The 17,664-nt window shown below is 45.3% G+C and carries 13 protein-coding genes; 7 read left to right on the forward strand and 6 right to left on the reverse strand.

What is annotated here, in order from left to right; genetic code table 11:
- Positions 1–178: 178 nt before the first annotated feature.
- The 5 genes from CPIN_RS30870 to CPIN_RS30890 form a co-directional block, all read right to left on the reverse strand.
- Positions 179–1,627, reverse strand: coding sequence for an L-serine ammonia-lyase (locus tag CPIN_RS30870; RefSeq protein WP_012793813.1), 1,449 nt, complete (start codon positions 1,625–1,627; stop codon positions 179–181).
- Positions 1,628–1,966: 339 nt separating this feature from the next.
- The gene (locus tag CPIN_RS30875) at positions 1,967–2,464 is read right to left on the reverse strand and encodes an FKBP-type peptidyl-prolyl cis-trans isomerase (protein ID WP_052306911.1); all 498 of its coding nucleotides are present in this window, start codon (positions 2,462–2,464) and stop codon (positions 1,967–1,969) included.
- A 58-nt stretch (positions 2,465–2,522) separates the two neighbouring features.
- Positions 2,523–3,029 (reverse strand): FKBP-type peptidyl-prolyl cis-trans isomerase, encoded by a 507-nt coding sequence (locus CPIN_RS37225; RefSeq protein ID WP_012793815.1) that lies wholly within the window; start codon positions 3,027–3,029, stop codon positions 2,523–2,525.
- Positions 3,030–3,136: 107 nt separating this feature from the next.
- Entirely contained in the window at positions 3,137–4,771 is a 1,635-nt protein-coding gene (gene groL / locus CPIN_RS30885; protein WP_012793816.1) for a chaperonin GroEL, read from the reverse strand.
- A gap of 59 nt (positions 4,772–4,830) precedes the next feature.
- A complete protein-coding gene (locus tag CPIN_RS30890) occupies positions 4,831–5,112 on the reverse strand; it encodes a co-chaperone GroES (protein WP_012793817.1) in 282 nt (93 codons plus the stop codon).
- A 390-nt stretch (positions 5,113–5,502) separates the two neighbouring features.
- On the opposite strand from CPIN_RS30890, the gene nusB reads away from it, so the two are divergent.
- The 6 genes from nusB (at position 5,503) to CPIN_RS30920 (ending at position 12,368) form a co-directional block, all read left to right on the forward strand.
- Positions 5,503–6,432, forward strand: coding sequence for a transcription antitermination factor NusB (gene nusB, locus CPIN_RS30895; RefSeq protein ID WP_012793818.1), 930 nt, complete (start codon positions 5,503–5,505; stop codon positions 6,430–6,432).
- Between the two features lie 28 nt (positions 6,433–6,460).
- Positions 6,461–6,904: a DUF1573 domain-containing protein gene (locus CPIN_RS30900; protein ID WP_012793819.1), complete on the forward strand. Its 444-nt coding sequence runs from the start codon at positions 6,461–6,463 to the stop codon at positions 6,902–6,904.
- A 42-nt stretch (positions 6,905–6,946) separates the two neighbouring features.
- A complete protein-coding gene (gene yajC, locus CPIN_RS30905) occupies positions 6,947–7,288 on the forward strand; it encodes a preprotein translocase subunit YajC (protein ID WP_044220102.1) in 342 nt (113 codons plus the stop codon).
- A 70-nt stretch (positions 7,289–7,358) separates the two neighbouring features.
- Complete coding sequence (gene coaE, locus CPIN_RS30910) at positions 7,359–7,955, forward strand: dephospho-CoA kinase (RefSeq protein ID WP_012793821.1); 597 nt, start codon at positions 7,359–7,361, stop codon at positions 7,953–7,955.
- 322 nt (positions 7,956–8,277) lie between these two features.
- Positions 8,278–11,157, forward strand: coding sequence for a DEAD/DEAH box helicase (locus CPIN_RS30915; RefSeq protein ID WP_012793822.1), 2,880 nt, complete (start codon positions 8,278–8,280; stop codon positions 11,155–11,157).
- Between the two features lie 98 nt (positions 11,158–11,255).
- Positions 11,256–12,368 carry a glycoside hydrolase family 5 protein gene (locus CPIN_RS30920; protein ID WP_012793823.1) on the forward strand — a complete coding sequence of 371 codons (1,113 nt, stop codon included), beginning with the start codon at positions 11,256–11,258 and terminating at the stop codon, positions 12,366–12,368.
- A 662-nt stretch (positions 12,369–13,030) separates the two neighbouring features.
- Here CPIN_RS30920 and secDF read toward each other — a convergent pair.
- Positions 13,031–16,198: a protein translocase subunit SecDF gene (gene secDF, locus CPIN_RS30930; RefSeq protein WP_012793825.1), complete on the reverse strand. Its 3,168-nt coding sequence runs from the start codon at positions 16,196–16,198 to the stop codon at positions 13,031–13,033.
- A gap of 255 nt (positions 16,199–16,453) precedes the next feature.
- Here secDF and CPIN_RS30935 point away from each other — a divergent pair, with 255 nt between their 5' ends.
- A complete protein-coding gene (locus CPIN_RS30935) occupies positions 16,454–17,632 on the forward strand; it encodes a serine hydrolase (RefSeq protein WP_245552049.1) in 1,179 nt (392 codons plus the stop codon).
- Positions 17,633–17,664: the final 32 nt, after the last annotated feature.

The following is a 17,664-nucleotide window of genomic DNA, read 5'->3' on the forward strand; positions in this document are numbered from 1 at the left end:
TAACGATATAGTGGATATTCATTCACCAACATCAGGCATGTATATCGCTTAAATAAATGGGGACTTTATTGCTGCTTGTGGACATCGGCACAAATCAATTGATCAAAAAAAATCAGGAATTACGAATCAGTCAATTATTATTCAATTCCTAATTCGTAATTCCTAATTCCTAATTGAATCAGCATTCCGGAAGGCTGATAGGTATATTTACGGCCAATCCGCCGTCAGAAGTTTCCTTGTATTTACTATTCATATCCAATGCGGTATCCCACATGGTTTTCACGACTGCATCGAGTGATACTTTCGCCAGTTCGGGGTTGCTCTGCAAAGCCAGCTGTGAAGCGGTGATCGCCTTGATAGCCCCCATGGTATTTCTTTCAATGCAGGGTACCTGTACGAGTCCGCCGATAGGATCACAGGTCAGTCCCAGGTGATGTTCCATCGCTATTTCTGCTGCCATGAGCACCTGGCGCTGAGAACCGCCGAGACATTCGGTGAGTGCGGCTGCCGCCATGGCGGAAGATACGCCGATCTCTGCCTGGCAACCACCCATGGCTGCGGAGATGGTAGAACGTTTTTTGAAGATGCTGCCGATTTCGGAAGCGGTGAGTATAAACTGCATGATCTTCTCGTCCTGGTAGCCATCGCAGAAGGCAATAAAGTATTGCAATACTGCAGGAATTACACCGGCGGCGCCATTGGTAGGCGCAGTTACGACGCGGCCGAAAGAGGCATTTTCCTCATTGACCGCCAATGCGAAACAACTTACCCAGTCCAGCGTATAAGCGAAGTGGTTACCACCCTCCCTGATCGCGGCAATCCAGGAGTCGTAATCGTTATAAGCACGTCCTTTTAATAATTTCTTGTTCAGCGCGGCTGCACGTCTGGCTACCCGGAGTCCGCCGGGCAGTTCACCTGCTGTATGCGAACCACGGTAGATACATTCCTTCATCACCCGCCAGATATTCATAACACCAGCTTTGGTGGCTGCTTCCGGTCTCCATGCCTGTTCATTTTCCATCACCAGTTCAGAGATGGAATACCCTGTTTTGATACACCATTGCAGTAACTGACGGGCGGTATCTATCGGGAAGGGCAGGTCTACCTGTGTGCCACTACCGGATGCTTCCCCTTCCTTTACGACAAATCCGCCACCGATAGAATAATAGGTAGCAGCCTGTTGCTCTCCGTCTGCAAAAGTGACCAGGAAAGTCAGTGCATTGGGATGGAAAGGCAGTGATTCTTCGAACAGGAAAGAGATATCCTGTAAGGGGTCAAATGCAATACGGTGCGTACCGCCGAGCATCATTTCCTTATTTCGGCGGATATCATCCATTTTGCTGTTAATCTGATTCACATCAAATGTAACAGGGTCATCACCACAAAGACCTAGCTGCACCGCGATATCCGTACCGTGGCCATGACCAGTCTTGGCTAATGAGCCATATAACAAAACGCTGACGTGTTCAATGGAATTGAGTTTTCGTCCTGTAGCCTGAATTTCTTGCAGGAACTGCAGGGCCGCCCGCCATGGGCCTAACGTGTGTGAGCTGGAAGGACCTACGCCTATCTTAAAAATATCAAAAACCGATATACATTCGTGTGCCACGACATAGAATTTGAACAAATGTAAGCGGATTTTGCATACCGCCTCTTTATATATAGGCGTATTACAATATCATTACAGGGCGCGACTGCATAGTACGCCAGTACCAGACTCGTGTAATAAAATTGTAAGGTAGCTGTAGACAATTAAGAATTAAGAATTAAGAATTAAGAATTGAAATGCGGCGGAGATGGGCTGGCATAAAAGGAAGGGCATTTACAATGTAAATGTTAATTAGTCAATATGTTAGTCTGAACAACATGAGTAGTCAGCAATTCTTAATTCCTAATTCCTAATTCCTAATTAAAAAAGCCTGCTCCATTACAGAACAGGCTTCTCAGTGTAAAGTACAAATTATTGCTATTGTATCGGGTTGGTCAGATCTACCAGTTCGATATCAAATATCAACGGAGAGTTTGCCGGAATGCCATCTTTTGCCTGCGCACCGTATCCGTAATAAGAAGGAATATATACCCTGATCTTACCGCCTTTGGAGATTCTTGTCAGTGCAAATTGCCAGCCTACAATCACGCTTCCTGCCATAAACTCACGTGTGGTGGTACCTGTGGTAGCATCAAACACAACATCATTCAGCAGTTTACCGGTATATAAAACCTTTACTTTAGTCGTGTTGTATTTCACGCTGTCTACCCCATTACCCGGTACGGAAATATTGTAGAAAATACCACTGATAGAATCCTGTATAGCTGTCAGGTTTTTAGCTTTCAGGTAAGCCTTGATAGAGTCAACATCCTTATTGAACTGAGGAGTCGGGTCATAAGGTTCAGTTTTGTCTTTGCTGCAGGCTGCAAAAAAAACCATCATCATCGCTGCTCCGATAAAAAGCAGGTGTCTCATGCGAAATCTTTTCATGAAGTGCTCGAATTTATAATATTGATAATTAATTACGGGTGAGTTATTTAAAGTCTACCAGTTCCATATCACAGACAAGAACGGTATTCGCAGGTATAATATTACCTACAGCGATATTACCAAAGCCTAGTGGAGAAGGAATGATCAGGAATATTTTCCCTCCTTTTCCTATTTTCTGTAATCCTACCTGCCAGCCCACGATATGATCTTTCAGGGCACGACCGTCAAAGTTAGTACTCCCAAAAGAAGCATCCAGGATAGAATCTTTCAGGTTACGGCGTACGTAACTCAGTGTAGGGACAGAATTCAGGTTCATAAAGGCGCGCTGATCGCCCGGATTCTCTATTTTATAATAAATTCCGCTGAAGTCGTGCTCCAGTCTCAGATTATTGGCGCTGATATATTGTTGAATAGCAATATCCTGTTCTCTCATTGTTCTTTCGTAGTCACCGACATCGTTGTAGGCTTCAGACTGTTCATCTTTTGAACAACCGGTTATCAGGACAAGTGATAATAAAAGACTAAAAGCGGCGCGTAAATATGCGTTCATACAGTTATAACGGAGATAATACCCTAAAGTTACAGTAAGCGCACAAAAAAGGAAAGGGTATCTGCCAGATGACAGATACCCTTTCACTTATATTTTTGGATACTATATTAATAGTCCATACCCATTCCGTGACCGCCGTGAGGAGCTGGTGCAGCAGATTTAGGTTCTGGTTTGTCAGCGATTACACACTCAGTGGTCAACAGCATACCTGCGATAGAGGCAGCGTTTTCCAGTGCGATACGCGTAACCTTAGCAGGGTCGATAACACCAGCAGCCAGCAGGTTTTCGTATACTTCAGTGCGGGCGTTGAAGCCGAAATCACCTTTACCTTCTTTTACTTTCTGTACTACGATAGAACCTTCGATACCAGCGTTAGCAGTGATCTGACGCAGTGGCTCTTCGATAGCGCGTTTAACGATCGCAACACCTGTCTGTTCGTCAGCATTGTCACCTTTGAGTGTATCCAGGCTTTCGATAGCGCGGATGTAAGCCACACCACCACCAGGAACGATACCTTCTTCAACAGCAGCGCGGGTAGCGTGCAGGGCATCATCAACGCGATCTTTCTTTTCTTTCATTTCTACTTCGGTAGCAGCACCTACGTACAGTACAGCCACACCACCGCTCAGTTTAGCAAGACGTTCCTGCAGTTTTTCGCGATCATAGTCAGAAGTAGTTACTTCGATCTGTGCTTTGATCTGGTTGATACGAGCCTGAATGGCATCTTTCTCGCCTCTACCACCAACAACAGTAGTGTTGTCTTTATCGATAGTTACGGATTCAGCGCGACCGAGGTAGCTCAGGTCAGCATTCTCCAGTTTGTAACCTTGTTCTTCGCTGATTACAACGCCACCTGTCAGGGTTGCGATATCCTGCAGCATTTCTTTTCTTCTGTCACCGAAACCTGGTGCTTTTACTGCTGCAACTTTCAGCTGACCACGCAGTTTGTTCACAACCAGTGTAGCCAGTGCTTCACCTTCCAGATCTTCAGAGATGATCAGCAGCTGCTGGCCGTTCTGAACGATTTTTTCCAGGATGTGCAGGATGTCCTTCAGGGTGCTGATCTTTTTGTCGTAGATCAGGATGTAAGGGTTCTGCAGCTCAGCGTGCATTTTTTCGCTGTTGGTGATGAAGTACGGAGACAGGTAACCGCGATCGAACTGCATACCTTCTACTACTTCTACAGTAGTATCAGTACCTTTCGCTTCTTCAACGGTGATAACGCCATCTTTGGTTACTTTATTCATCGCTTCAGCGATCAGTTTACCGATCTCAAAATCGTTGTTAGCGGAGATCGCAGCAACCTGTTCGATTTTTTTGTTGTCGTTACCAACAGTTTCAGCCTGTTTAGCCAGGTTTTCGATAACTACTTTAACAGCTTTATCGATACCACGTTTCAGGTCCATTGGGTTAGCGCCGGCAGCAACGTTTTTCAGGCCTTCGCCGATGATAGACTGTGCCAGAACGGTAGCAGTAGTTGTACCGTCACCTGCGATGTCAGCGGTTTTAGAAGCAACTTCTTTTACCATCTGAGCACCCATATTTTCAATTGGATCTTCCAGTTCGATTTCTTTAGCAACGCTAACACCATCTTTAGTTAAAGAAGGAGCACCGAATTTCTTTTCGATTACAACGTTACGACCTTTAGGACCCAGGGTTACTTTCACTGCATCTGCCAGGGTATCTACGCCCTTCTTCATTTTGTTACGGGCGTCTGTACTAAAAAATATCTGTTTTGCCATAATAGCTTTGTGTTTTTCTGTTGAGTGTTTGGTTTTGTCCGTCAGTTCAGTGTGATTGATTAAACAATCGCTAAAATGTCAGATTCACGCATGATTAAGTAGTCGCCACCTTCAATGCTGATCTCAGTACCGGAGTATTTACCATATAATACGGTATCTCCCACCTTTACAGTTACCGGCTCGTCTTTCTTACCAGGACCTGCTGCAACTACAGTACCTCTCTGTGGTTTTTCTTTTGCAGTATCTGGGATGATGATACCACCAGCTGTTTTCTCTTCAGCTGCTGCGGGTTTTACGATCACCCTGTCAGCTAAGGGTTTAATACTTAAATCTTGTGCCATATAATTATACTTTTTAAAAAGGTAATATGAAGGTTTATTGTGCTCTTGGCACTTCGATAATTGTGCCAAGGCATTTTTCTGGTCAAATTTTCAGTCACCGAAGATAGGCATATTGCCTACACTGACAAAAATGCCATTTTTTCAGAAAAAACCTGACAGAATCAATGTGCAAATCCTAAACTACCGACATATCTTCCTTACTTCTGCCGCACAAACGCAGCAAATTGTCATATTTCTCCTGTCTCACCGGCAGAAAAATATCATTATTACATGAATATCAATCAGATAGACATAAACCACCTCGTAAAAGCTACCTAATTATGAATTGCCAATACCTATTTGGTCAAATTTTCCATAGCTTTGCGCCCTCATACAGTTCTTGATTATAAGATGATTAGCAGAAGAAATATCCGGGTGAAGGTCATGCAGACCCTTTATGCGCTCGAAACGATGGAACCGGGTGCGATTAAGCCGGGCACGGCCACCAGTTTGCTGAACGAAAAACTGGACCAGACAAGTCAGCTCTTTACATACATGTTATACTGCCTCACGCAGGTAGCACAATATGCAGAAATTGACGCTCAGACCCGCGCTTCCAAACACCTTCCCTCAGCAGCCGACCTGCAGGTCAACACCAAAATAGCGGGAAATGAGTTCATTTTCCAGATCATCAATGACAAAGGTTTTCAGGTGAACCTGGAACAATGGAAGCTCAAACACCTTCCGGAACCAGACCTGATCAGAAAACTGTACAACACGCTCACAGCCACAGACATTTACCAGCAATACACCCAGGAGCCAGGCCGCAGCAAAGCGACCGAAAAGGAGATCATGGAGTATGTATACAAAGAGATCCTTATTAAAAATGAGCTGTTCCTGCAGCACATGGAAGATAGCTTCCTGCACTGGAGCGACGACGCCGAAATGATGGACCTCCTGGTAGCCAATTACATGCACAAACCGCACCTCTTCAATTTTCTTCAGCTGATCAGCCGGGAGAAACTGGAGTATGCACGTGAACTGCTGCTGACCGTACTTGATAAGAAAGAATATTGCCTGGAGCTGATTAAGCCAAAATTACAGAACTGGGATCCTGAACGTATCGCCGCAGTGGATATGCTGTTAATGGAGATGGGTGTATGTGAGTTCCTGTATTTCCCAACCATACCTACCAAGGTGACAATCAATGAATACATTGATCTGGCGAAGGCATACAGTACTCCTCAGAGTGGTCAGTTCGTAAATGGTATTCTGGATAATATCCTGAAAGACCTGGATCAGGCCAATCAGATAAAGAAGGTCGACCGTACAAAAAAATAGCTATTTTTGGGTCGAACCCGATACAATTATGAAAAAGATATTCTTCTACCTGATCGCCGGCAGCCTTTTGGCAGGCGCCTGTAATAGCTCAGATGCCGGCAAAAAAGCAGCCCAGGAAACAAGCGCTGCCGCCGACACTTCAAAAGGTACGCCTGTGATCGCCTTTGATGAAATGGTCCATAACTTCGGTAACATTACAGAAGGCGAAAGAGTGGAATATTCCTTCAAATTCACAAATACCGGAAACGGAGACCTGCTGATAACAGATGCTACCTCCAGTTGCGGTTGTACCGTTCCGGACTGGCCGAAAGAACCAATCAAGCCAGGAAAGAGCAGCTACATGAAAGTGGTGTTCAACAGCGCAGGTAAAGATGGATATACTGAAAAAGAAATCATTATCAGGGCCAATACAAAGCCTGAACAGGTACAGGGACCAAAAATCCAGTGTACGATAATGAAACAGAAATCATAACAAACTAACAACAAATAACAACTTAATACGATGTACACTAACATGCTGAACGTTCTACTGATGGGTGGTGGTGCAGCTGGTGCTCAAGGTGGCGCTGGCTTCCAGTTTATATTTATCGGGGGTATGATCCTGGTAATGTGGTTATTCATGATCCGTCCTCAGACTAAGAAAGCAAAACTGCAAAAAGACTTTATCAGCAATCTGCGCGAAGGCGACAAAATCGTTACTATCGCAGGTATCCATGGCAAGGTTAAAAAGATCAACGACAATAATACCCTCCAGATCGAGGTAAGCCCGGGTACTTACTTTACAGTTGAACGCTCTGCGATCAGCATGGAGTATACCTCTGCTCAGCAGAAAGCTGCCGAGACACCTGCAAAATAATTTGCTGTCTTCCGACAGTAAGTCCCAAATTCCCTCGCGGAGTTTGGGATTTTTTTTGGAATTTGGTGCTATGTTAAAAATCGGTATTACAGGCGGAATAGGCTCGGGGAAAAGTACAGTGGCCAGGATCTTTGCCCTGCTGGGCGTTCCTGTTTACTATGCAGATGATGCTGCCAAAACTATTATGCAGACAGATGAACTGCTGATACAACAGGTGAAAGAACATTTCGGAGAACATATCTATAGTGCCGGTAATGTCCTTGACAGAGCAGCCCTCGGGAAAATTGTATTCAACGATAAAGATAAGCTGGAACTGCTCAACTCCCTCGTACACCCCGCTACCATCCGTCATAGCGATGAATGGGCCGACCGACAAACCGCCCCTTACGTACTAAAAGAAGCCGCCCTCCTCTTTGAATCAGGCTCTTTTCAATTTCTCGATAAATGCATCGGCGTATCCGCTCCCCAGCCCCTACGTATACACCGTGTCATGAAACGTGACAATATCGGCCGTGCCGATGTACTCGCCCGGATGTATAAACAGATCGATGATAATATCAAGATGAAATTGTGCGACTATGTCATTAAAAATGATGAACAGGAAATGGTCATCCCGCAAGTGCTGGCCTTGCACGGGCAACTGTTGGAGCTAGCAGGGAGGAATTAAGAATTAAGAATTAAGAATTAGGAATTAGGAATTAGGAATTAAGAATTAAGAATTAAGAATTAAGAATTAGCTGTTTAGAGGGGAGTTCGCAATAATTGTTTCCCGCTGAAAGCGTCAAATAAATTACAAATCGGAAATGCAGCAGAGAGTTGTGGATATCTGAGTTTGAGTAAATGAAGATAATAAGTTGTGGCGGATGTTTGCAAAGAGATTTAGACAGGAATTAAGAATTATCGTAAAGATCTTCGCGATAATTCTTAATTCTTAATTTTTAATTCTTAATTACAAGTAATTAACCCAATTAACATAACCATACGATTTCATGGGGAAAACCATTACACAAGGCAGTAACAATAAGAACAAAGTAACTCCCGTACTATTGCTGGAGTTGCAATCCAATCACCCCGAACCGGTGAAGATCAGTGCAGGGATGTTGAAAGAAGATGCGGCCGGACGTACCTGTCAGCGTGTGCCTCTGAGTGATAAAAAATCATTATCTATCTTCAATACACTGCCGGCAGGCGTACAACACCTGCTGCAACCCTGTACGCAGGAAGCTATGGTCTACAAAGAACTACAGCTGAAAGAGAAGTTCCGCGACAATCCCGTAAAAGAACTTACCCAGCAGCAGTTTATACAGGAAGGCCTGCAACAGTACCTCTACCATACATTACAGCAACTACGGCCACTAACGCCCGTATTGCCCTGGTATACCATGATCACGGACGATAGTATGCTCATGAAACATACGCGTCCGGTAACAGTCAGCAACTTCACCCCTATCCTCTCCTTCGAACTGAAACGTACGACTACCGGCGCTTTGCGCATGGTGGCCATCGTCACTATCAACGGACAGGTAGCGCCACTCTCCGGTTTTGAACATTACGGATTCCTGCTACGCAGAGAAGGTGAATTGTTTATCCTCGCTCCCGCTGCCGCCGCTATACTGGAACAATTTCCTGCCGGCGTAAAAGAAATCCCTGCTGCAGAAGAAACCACATTCATCCAGGAGGTACTGCCTGCTTTAAGTGAACAATACACCGTGGACAAAAGCATCCTCTTACAAAAAGAAGTCATCGATACAGCACCGGAATGCAACATCTGGCTGAGTGAACTGAATAAGTCTTTTCTCGTACTGACTCCGCAATGGCAATACGGCAATTTCTCCATTGAAGACAGCAGCGAACCTGTGGTACTCCGGGCAGAAGGCGATATACAGTACGAGATACGGCGACACATGGAGGCAGAAAAAGAAATGATCGCCTTCATCCGTAGTCTGCATACACGTTTTGCACAACAGCGTAACGGTTATTTCTATCTGCCTTTCGCAGACGCAGAGAAAAGCCAGTGGCTCGTTAAATGCTATCGCAAGCTGACAGATAAGAACATTGGCGTATACGGCATGGATCAGCTGAAGCACTTCCGTTATAACACCAATATACCTGTAATGGATGTGCGCTGGCACAGTGATGATAAAGATACTTTCGATCTTGAAATAGATATACACTACGGCGATATTCCCGTTGCCCTCACCGATATACAAAAAGCCTTACAACACCGGCAACCACACCTCTTACTGAAAGACGGAACCATCGGTGTCATCCCCGATGAATGGCTGCATAAACATGATCTGCTGTGGAAACTCGGACAGGTCAATAAAGACAGACTGAAATTATCACGCCTGCATTTTACTGTCGCCCAGGAAATGCTGGAAAACAGAGAAACGCCGGTACAGGAAAATACACTGGAGAAACTACGCCGTTTACAGGCACACTCCGCCGGACAATTCCCTGTCCCTACAGCCGTACAGGCCACACTTCGTAATTATCAGCAGGCAGGATTTGAGTGGATGTGTTTGCTGGATGCAATGCGCTGGGGTGGCTGCCTGGCAGATGATATGGGTCTTGGTAAAACCTTACAGACCATCACCTTTTTGCAACACCTCGCAGAAAAATACCCGGGCGAAACACACCTGGTGATATGTCCAACCTCATTGATCTATAACTGGCAGGCCGAATTGCAGAAATTTGCACCCGGTTTGCGCTACACGGTGTACCATGGTGGTAACAGACAATATGACGCCGCTGCCTGGAAACAACAACAACTGATCATCACCAGTTATGGTACCGTGCGTAGTGATGCCGCAATCTTCAACAATCATATATTCGGTTATGTCGTACTGGATGAAAGTCAGGTGATCAAGAATCCTTCTTCACAAACGACCAAAGCACTACAGGTACTGCAATGCCGCAACAGACTTATATTGAGCGGTACTCCTATCCAGAATAACACCATGGATCTTTATGCGCAAATGAACTTTGCGAATCCCGGACTGTTAGGTAATCAGGCGTTCTTTAAGTCAGAATTTGCCATGCCGATTGACAAATATGCCGACGCAGAAAAGGCAGGCCGGCTGCGCAGATTAATCTATCCCTTCCTGCTGCGACGTACCAAAGAACAAATTGCACAGGATTTGCCGGATAAGACTGAGATCATTATGTGGTGTGAGATGGGCGAAGAACAGCGGAAATCGTACAACCGCATACGCGATATGTACAAGGAAAAGCTGCTCAAACAGATCAACGAATCGGGAATGGCTGCCAGTACTATTTACGTACTGGAAGGTCTGACCCGGCTACGACAGATCTGTAATGCGCCGCAATTAGTGGAACAGGAATCGCATGTAACCAGTTCTGTCAAACTGGATGAACTGATGCGCGAAATCAGTGAGAATACCGGCGCACATAAAGTACTGGTCTTTTCACAATTCACCGGCATGTTACAGCTGATCGCGAAATCCATGGAAGGTGAAGGTCTTCCCTTCCTCTACCTGGATGGCAGCACCAAAGCTGAGAACAGACAACAACTGGTGCAGCAATTCCAGACAGACGAGCAGGTGAGGGTGTTTCTGATCAGTCTGAAAGCAGGGGGTGTCGGATTGACATTAACCGCCGCTGATTATGTCTACCTCGTAGACCCATGGTGGAACCCGGCAGCAGAACAACAGGCGATTGACCGTACCCACCGTATCGGTCAGCAGAATAAAGTTTTTGCCTATAAAATGATCTGTAAAGACAGTGTCGAAGAAAAAATACTGGCACTCCAGGAAAGAAAGAAAATGATTGCCGATGACCTGATCAGTGAGGATACCGGCTTCGTGAAAAAGCTGACAGAAGACGATGTTGCTTTCCTGTTCAGTTAACAGACTGTTCGGCCACAGTCATTGCCTGTTCACCCGGAGACGGTTCATTTCCGGCGAACAGGTTTGACCTTACAGACTAATTTTTGAATATTTGCGTCATGTTAAAGATCTACAAACTGCCTATTATCACATTGATCGTGAGTCTGCTGACTATTCCCTCGTCAGCGGTGTTTGCACAGACCCAACGAATGCCTGAAGGATTTGATATCCATAAGGGAGTGAACATCAGTCACTGGTTATCGCAGTCCGGTGGCCGTAATGGAGTAGCCCAGAACGAGTATTTCACAGAAAAAGACGTGGCCCTGCTGGCATCCAAAGGGTTTGACCATATCCGCATCCCCGTAGAAGAAGCGGAATTATGGGACTACAAAGAAGAAAAATACAAAGACGCATTCGTCCTGCTGCACAAAGCAATAGGATGGTGTAAACAATACCATATACGGGCGATTGTAGACATGCACATCCTTCGTAGCCATCATTTTGATGGTAAAAAGAACCGCCTCTGGGAGGAATCTGCTTCACAGGAACGTTTCCTGCAATGCTGGAGAGAACTGAGTGGAGAACTGAAGAAATACCCGACTGACCTGGTAGCTTATGAATTACTGAATGAGCCGGTAGCTGACAGCGCATCCCAATGGAATGATCTGTTGGCTCGTGGTGTTGGGCTGATCAGGGAACTAGAGCCCAAACGCGTGATCATTGTAGGTAGTAACCGCTATCAGTCTTACGCGACTTTTCCGCTGCTGAAGATACCGGCAAATGATAAGCGGATCATCCTGAGCTTCCATTACTACAATCCATTCTTCTTTACACATTACAAAGCCAGCTGGACAGCCCACAAGGATTTCAGCGGTCCCGTACACTATCCCGGTGCGACTATCTCCCAGAAGGAGATGGCCCAGCAACCGGCTACCATCCGCAATATACTGGCCGGCGCCACCGAAGAGTATAATGCAGACGTCATCGAACAACAGATCATGACCGCCGTTAAAGTGGCACAGAAACTGAAGTTACCCCTGTATTGCGGGGAGTTTGGCTGTCTGAGCAGCGTATACCGTAAAGACCGGTTACATTGGTACAAAGACGTAAAGAAAGCACTGGATAAAAACAATATCTCCTGGAGTGTCTGGGATTACAAGGGCAGCTTTGGTATAATACAGGACAATGGTGAAGAAGATGATAAGCTGATTAAGCTGCTGACCAGAGATTAAGATAAAAACAAACGATATTAAATACTAACCCAAACCCGGTTCCGGGACTATCAGTAAGCCAGCGGCTTGTAGATAGTCCCGGTTTTTTGTCTTATGACGCCGAAGTACCAAAATTCCACGTTATAGCAACGTTTGTCCGCCGGCCGGCATCTCACACGTTCTTGCATTACGCTTCTCTTCACTCCCCCTAATGTACGTTTACAGCCCCGTTTTCCGATAGGAATACCTTCCTTATTAATTATCCATTTCCTGCCAGATATACCAGATTTCAAGCGGAAAAGCTGGTTTCTGATCATTTTTGAAGCATACCTGCGGAGCATCAGTACTTCCTTATAGACTGATCCCTGGGCAACCACTATTGCTAACCGCTGCATCATTGAGTTAATATCCTGTCAACCTGCTCTCCCACTATTTGCCGAAATAAAATTCTAAAATCTTGTCAATCAATAAATTATTTTTCCATACCCTTTCCCGGTCAAACCTTCCCTTACAAAACCTGCTCAGGTCCTGATCCTGATTCTTCGAAAGGAGAGCCCAAGCCCTTGTCAGGCTAACCAATTCTTAATTCTTAATTCCTAATTCCTAATTGTCACCCTGTCTAAAAGAAAAAGCCCTTCGGTTAAACCGAAGGGCTCTTCATATCAAACATTTTAGTTGAACACTTATTTACTAGCTGTAGCGGCAGCTTCTTTTACAGGAAGTGCTTCGCTTTCGTTAGCCAGCTGGTTGTTCTTATCGAAGTCAACCAGGACTGGCGCAGCTACGAAGATAGAGGAATAAGTACCAGTGATTACACCGATCAGCATTGCGAATGCGAAACCGCGGGTTACTTCACCACCGAAGATAAACAGGATCAGGATGGTCAGGAACACTGTCAGTGAAGTCATCACAGTACGGCTCAATGTATCGTTGATCGCTTTGTTGATGATCTGGTCTCTGCTTGCACCCTTCATAGTACCTGTACGGAAGTATTCGCGGATACGGTCGAACACGATCACGGTATCATTCATTGAGAAACCGATCACGGTCAGAATCGCCGCAATGAAGTGCTGGTCAACTTCCAGTGCGAACGGAACGATATCGCGGCAGTAAGAGAATACAGCCAGTGTTACCATCACGTCATGCAACAGGGAGAAGATAGTACCGATAGAATATTGCCATTTGCTGAAACGCAGCAGGATATACAGGAAGATCACGATCAGGGACAATACAGTTGCTTTAATCGCACCTGCACGTAAGTCATCAGAGATGGTCGGAGATACTGTCTGAGATGCTACGATGAACCTTGGAGAAGAGAATGCTTCTAAAGTCAGCCCTGGTTCGTAGAATTTCTTCAGTCCGTCGAACATTTTCTGCGTTACTTCTTTGTCTACCGCTTCGCTTTGTTCTTCGATTTTGTAGTTGGTAGTGATGCTCAGCTGGTTACTGTTACCGATTGTTTTCACATAAGGCTCGGTACCGAATTCGTGTTCGAGTGCATCACGTACATCGTCCGCTTTCATTGGTTGTTCGAAACGGATGGTGTAGTTACGACCACCGTCGAAGTCAACACCGTGACGGAAACCGTGGAAGAAGGAAGATGCACCTAAAGCGATCATTACGAATGATACGATGTAAGCGTATTTTCTTTTACCTACGAAGTCGAAAGCAGCGTGTTTGAATATTTTACGGGAAACTGGTGTAAAGTATTCGAAGTGTCTTTTCTTGTTAGTCCACCAGTCAGTAACGATACGGGAGATCATGATACCACAGAACAGAGACAGCAGCAAGCCGAGGATCTGAGTGGTAGCGAAGCCCAGTACCGGACCAAGACCGAAGTAGAACAGGATAATCGCTGTGAGCAGGGAGGTGATGTGACCATCCAGTACAGGAGCGTAAGAACGTTTGTAACCGTCTTCTACTGCCTGCTGGTAAGTCTTACCGCGGCTCAGTTCATCTTTAATACGTTCGAATATGATTACGTTCGTATCCACAGCCATACCGATGGTGAGTACCAGACCCGCGATACCAGGCATTGTCAGCGTAGCGCCGAGGGAAGCGAGGATACCGAAAGTGAACAGCAGGTTCAGGATCAGGGCGATGTTTGCTACCCAGCCAGCTGTATTATAATATACCAGCATCAGTACGAAGATCACTACGAAAGAGATCAGGAAAGATTTAGCACCCGCAGCGATGGATTCAGCACCCAGGGTTGGCCCGACGATCTGTTCCTGAACGATTTTAGCAGGAGCTGGCATTTTACCTGATTTCAGGATGTTTGCCAGGTCATTTGCTTCTTCCAGGGTAAAGCTACCGGAGATAGAAGAACGGCCACCTGCGATTTCACCCTGAATGGATGGAGCAGAGTAAACGATATTATCCAGTACAACGGCAACGTAGTTCAGAGAAGCAACATTAGAAGGATCAGTAGGAGCCAGTTCGCCGGTCAGTTTTTTCCATTCTTTAGCACCAACCTGGTCCATCGTCATGGAAATTTCAGGGCGACCGCTCTGGTCATAATCCTGTTTAGCGTCGATCACTCTTTCGCCACTTACACGTGGAGTAGGGTTGATCGGGTTTACTCTGATAGCGTAAACAGGCAGTGGAGCACGCTTGTTTTCTTTATCTTCTGCACCGTATACGAATACCAGATCTTTAGGCAGTACATTTCTTACTGAAGGGATCTCGGTATAACGTCTGAAGGTAGCAGTATCAGAAGGCAGGATGTGGCCAACGATCGGACCGAAAGCAACACCTTGTCTTGGATCATATCTTGGGAAGAAGATGCTGAAGAAAGGCTCAGCTTTAGCCAGCTCAGCTCTGCGCTCGGCGTCTGATTTCAGGGAATCAGCTTTACCTGCTTTAGCGCTGTCTTTACCATCCAGGATAGCGGCAAGGCTACCGGTAGTGGAAGTATCAGCACCAGCTTTTGCTACAGCGGCTGTATCTTTTTTAGTAGAATCAGTTGCAGCTTTCGGAGCAACGCCTACAGCAGCTTTGATCGCTTCGTTCATTGGCTGAATAACACCAGCGATGAACTGCTCGTCATTTTTATATACTTCACGGAATTCCAGGTTTGCACTGGCCTGCAGGTATTTTCTCACACGCTCAGGATTATCAACACCGGCCAGCTCTACAGAGATGATACCTTTGTTTTCATCCAGGCTGATGTTTGGAGAAGCCACACCGAATTTATCGATACGTTTCTGCAATACGAGGTAAGTATTTTTGATAGCTGCACCTGCCTCACGACGGATCACATCTAATACTTTTGAATTGCTTGTATTAAAGTCGATATCTTTCTGATAAGCGTTGGCAAAAATGGTAGAAAGACGGCCCTGTGGCTGTACTTCTTCATATGCCTGCCCGAACAATGTTACAAAATCTGACTGACTGGTTTTCTTACGCTGTACAGCAAGTTCCAGGGCTTTGTTGAAAGCCGCGTCACGGGATTGACCGCTTAATGCACGGATCACATCCTCCACACTCACGTCAAGAACGACGTTCATACCACCCTGAAGGTCAAGCCCCAGGTTCAGCTCTTTTTCTTTGGCTTTGTCATAGGTTACGTACCAAGGAAAACCCGCCATTTCTTTGTTGCTGGTGCTATCCAGGATCCTTTGTCTTCTCTCTTTCACCAGTTCTGCCAGTGAATCCGAATAAACAGCCTGCAGCTCTTTATTTCCAGGATACTGCTGCTCCGCAGATGGAAGTGATTTTGTAACGTCACTCTGGGCTTGCGCAGCAACTTTTTTCTCGTAATTACGTACCAGGAACGTAAACGACAAATAATACACAGAGATAAGGATCAATGCACCGGCAAAAAATCTAACCAGTCCTTTAAGTTGCATATTGTTTCGGGTTTATAAAAATTTTTTAAGAGTTGCAAAGATAGAATTTAAATTGATATATTAAAGCCGATCAAAGGTAGAAAAGGAAAAAGGTGGAAATAATTGATATTCAGTTAATAAACCCTTACTTTTTCTTTAAAAAACTATTCTTTAACTATGCTCCGGTGTATTTATCTATGGTTGATGCTACTCTTTGCAGCCTGCAATACTAATAAAAATATGGGAACAAGACATTATCAATCTCAGGACCCTTTTTTGGACACTCTTTTAGCATCCCATTCCACACAGCTGGGCCCGATATATCAGTATCCACAGGCATTTGGTTTACAGATCATTTATACAAGAATAGACAGAGACGCTGCCAACCGGCCGCATTTTACTGACTATTATTATCATATCGACGCCAACAGCTACTTCTACCCTGCTTCTACCGTCAAGTTACCCGCTACCGCACTCGCGCTTGAAAAACTGAACGACCTTGCCATCGCAGGACTCGACCGGCACACGCCTATGTATACCGACAGCCTGGAAGGAATCAGTCCGGCCGTATTAACAGATAGCTCCGCAGCTGATGGTCAGCCTTCTGTTGAGCAATATATTAAAAAAATACTATTAGTGAGTGATAATGATGCATTTAATCGTTTATATGAGTTTATCGGACAGGAGACCTTTAATAAACGATTGTGGGAGAAGGGCTTCGGTAATACACAGATACTGCACCGGGTAGGTGTCAGCGGACTCAGTCCGGAACAGAACCGGCACACCAATGCCGTCACCTTCCGCAAAGCCGGTAAGGTCTTATACCAGCAACCAGCTGCTTACAGTCAGCTGCAGTTTTCCCCACGGCACGACAGCATAGGACACGCCTATTATAATAAAGAACACCAACTTATAAATAGCCCCATGGACGCCTCTCAGAAGAACAGGCTTCCCCTGGCCGACCTCCATGAAATACTGCGTCGTATAATTTTTCCGGAAGCTGTAACAAAAACCAGTCGTTTCCGTTTAAAGGAAGAAGATTACAGTTTTTTATATCATTGCATGTCAGCGCAACCGGAAGAATCAGCACATCCCCCCTACGATACCACGGAATTCCACCATAATTATGTGAAATTCCTTTTATTCGGGGGTACGCCACATAACAGACCGGACGCAGACCTGCGAAGTTTTAATAAACCCGGCTGGGCTTATGGATTTCTGACTGATGCAGCCTATATAGCGGATTTCACACATCAGGTAGAATTCATGTTGTCAGCCACTGTATATGTTAATAAGGACGGTATTTTAAACGACGAGCATTATCAGTTTGAAGAAACAGGGAAACCATTTTTGAAAGCGTTAGGACAGGTTATATACGAATATGAACTGCAACGTAAAAGAAAACATCTTCCGGACCTGTCCAGATTCAGGTCTGATTACACCAGAATCGAATAATCTTTATAAAAACTCAATTGCACTAAAAGATA

This window comes from Chitinophaga pinensis DSM 2588, from assembly GCF_000024005.1.
Classification (GTDB): domain Bacteria; phylum Bacteroidota; class Bacteroidia; order Chitinophagales; family Chitinophagaceae; genus Chitinophaga; species Chitinophaga pinensis.